Raw genomic sequence first — 1,650 nt, forward strand, 5'->3', positions numbered from 1 at the left:
GTCTGCCAATTCCGCCACATCGGCATAATAATTAAGGCGGCAACCGGATTTGAACCGGTGGTAAAGGTTTTGCAGACCTCTGCCTTACCACTTGGCTATGCCGCCATATGAAGTTAAAATGGAGCGGAAGACGGGATTCGAACCCGCGACCCCAACCTTGGCAAGGTTGTATTCTACCACTGAACTACTTCCGCAAAAATGGCTGGGCTAGCTGGATTCGAACCAGCGCATGACGGAGTCAAAGTCCGTTGCCTTACCGCTTGGCTATAGCCCACCGAAGTTTTACTTAATTATATGTAAGTATCCATTATTTTATTTGTAATTTTAAAAAATAAAAATGGGGCGACTGATGGGAATCGAACCCACGAATGCCGGAGCCACAATCCGGTGCGTTAACCACTTCGCCACAACCGCCATGTTGTGTTTATATATTTGGCAGGGGCAGTAGGAATTGAACCCACACTGGAGGTTTTGGAGACCTCAGTTCTACCTTTAAACTATGCCCCTATGTAAAATGGTGGAGGGGGGCAGATTCGAACTGCCGAACCCGAAGGAGCGGATTTACAGTCCGCCGCGTTTAGCCACTTCGCTACCCCTCCGAAACTTACATGGTGCCGGCTAGAGGACTTGAACCCCCAACCTACTGATTACAAGTCAGTTGCTCTACCAATTGAGCTAAGCCGGCATAAAAAAAATGGTGGCTCGGGACGGAATCGAACCGCCGACACGAGGATTTTCAGTCCTCTGCTCTACCGACTGAGCTACCGAGCCAACATAAAATGGCGGTCCCGACCGGGGTCGAACCGGCGATCTCCTGCGTGACAGGCAGGCATGTTAACCACTACACCACGGGACCATTTGGTTGCGGGGACAGGATTTGAACCTGCGACCTTCGGGTTATGAGCCCGACGAGCTACCGTACTGCTCCACCCCGCGATAATATTATTTATATAATTATAAGATAAGTGTTAGCAACCAAATTACGAAAATATTTGGTTGCGGGGACAGGATTTGAACCTGCGACCTTCGGGTTATGAGCCCGACGAGCTACCGTACTGCTCCACCCCGCGACAATATTATTCATATAATTTATATGGTGGAGGATGACGGGATCGAACCGCCGACCCCCTGCTTGTAAGGCAGGTGCTCTCCCAGCTGAGCTAATCCTCCAAAAGTGGTGACCCGTACGGGATTCGAACCCGTGTTACCGCCGTGAAAGGGCGGTGTCTTAACCACTTGACCAACGGGCCAAATATTATAAATTCCTTATGGCGGAGAGCAAGGGATTCGAACCCTTGATACGCTTGTGACGTATACACGATTTCCAATCGTGCTCCTTCGGCCAACTCGGACAGCTCTCCAATGGCTCCGCAGGTAGGAATCGAACCTACGACCGATCGGTTAACAGCCGATAGCTCTACCGCTGAGCTACTGCGGAATAATATTGCCTGGCAACGTCCTACTCTCACAGGGACAAGGTCCCAACTACCATCGGCGCTAGAGAGCTTAACTTCCGTGTTCGGTATGGGAACGGGTGTGACCTCTCTGCCATCATTACCAGACATTATTCTTTTGAGACAAACATTATTATACCTTATTCACTTATAAAGTCAACAAGTTTTTTATGTTCTCTCAAAACTAGATAACATT

At 49.2% G+C, this 1,650-nt stretch carries 15 tRNA genes and 1 rRNA gene; all 16 read right to left on the reverse strand.

Going from position 1 to position 1,650, the window contains the following annotated elements:
- Nucleotides 1-34 precede the first annotated feature (34 nt).
- Nucleotides 35-105, reverse strand: a tRNA-Cys gene (locus KI356_RS26725).
- 14 nt (nt 106-119) lie between these two features.
- Nucleotides 120-194 (reverse strand) — tRNA-Gly (locus KI356_RS26730).
- A 5-nt stretch (nt 195-199) separates the two neighbouring features.
- Nucleotides 200-274, reverse strand: a tRNA-Gln gene (locus KI356_RS26735).
- A 64-nt stretch (nt 275-338) separates the two neighbouring features.
- A tRNA-His gene (locus tag KI356_RS26740) sits at nt 339-414 on the reverse strand.
- Nucleotides 415-433: 19 nt separating this feature from the next.
- Nucleotides 434-507, reverse strand: a tRNA-Trp gene (locus tag KI356_RS26745).
- Nucleotides 508-515: 8 nt separating this feature from the next.
- Nucleotides 516-599, reverse strand: a tRNA-Tyr gene (locus KI356_RS26750).
- A 10-nt stretch (nt 600-609) separates the two neighbouring features.
- Nucleotides 610-685 (reverse strand) — tRNA-Thr (locus KI356_RS26755).
- A gap of 10 nt (nt 686-695) precedes the next feature.
- Nucleotides 696-771: transfer RNA gene (locus KI356_RS26760), tRNA-Phe, on the reverse strand.
- Between the two features lie 9 nt (nt 772-780).
- Nucleotides 781-856, reverse strand: a tRNA-Asp gene (locus KI356_RS26765).
- A gap of 3 nt (nt 857-859) precedes the next feature.
- Nucleotides 860-936 (reverse strand) — tRNA-Met (locus KI356_RS26770).
- 57 nt (nt 937-993) lie between these two features.
- Nucleotides 994-1,070: transfer RNA gene (locus KI356_RS26775), tRNA-Met, on the reverse strand.
- A gap of 24 nt (nt 1,071-1,094) precedes the next feature.
- Nucleotides 1,095-1,170, reverse strand: a tRNA-Val gene (locus KI356_RS26780).
- 5 nt (nt 1,171-1,175) lie between these two features.
- A tRNA-Glu gene (locus KI356_RS26785) sits at nt 1,176-1,250 on the reverse strand.
- Nucleotides 1,251-1,269: 19 nt separating this feature from the next.
- Nucleotides 1,270-1,361, reverse strand: a tRNA-Ser gene (locus KI356_RS26790).
- A 2-nt stretch (nt 1,362-1,363) separates the two neighbouring features.
- A tRNA-Asn gene (locus KI356_RS26795) sits at nt 1,364-1,438 on the reverse strand.
- 8 nt (nt 1,439-1,446) lie between these two features.
- Nucleotides 1,447-1,562: ribosomal RNA gene (gene rrf, locus KI356_RS26800) — 5S ribosomal RNA — on the reverse strand.
- Nucleotides 1,563-1,650: the final 88 nt, after the last annotated feature.

The sequence above is a fragment of the Bacillus hominis genome (assembly GCF_018332515.1).
GTDB classification, from domain to species: domain Bacteria; phylum Bacillota; class Bacilli; order Bacillales; family Bacillaceae_G; genus Bacillus_A; species Bacillus_A hominis.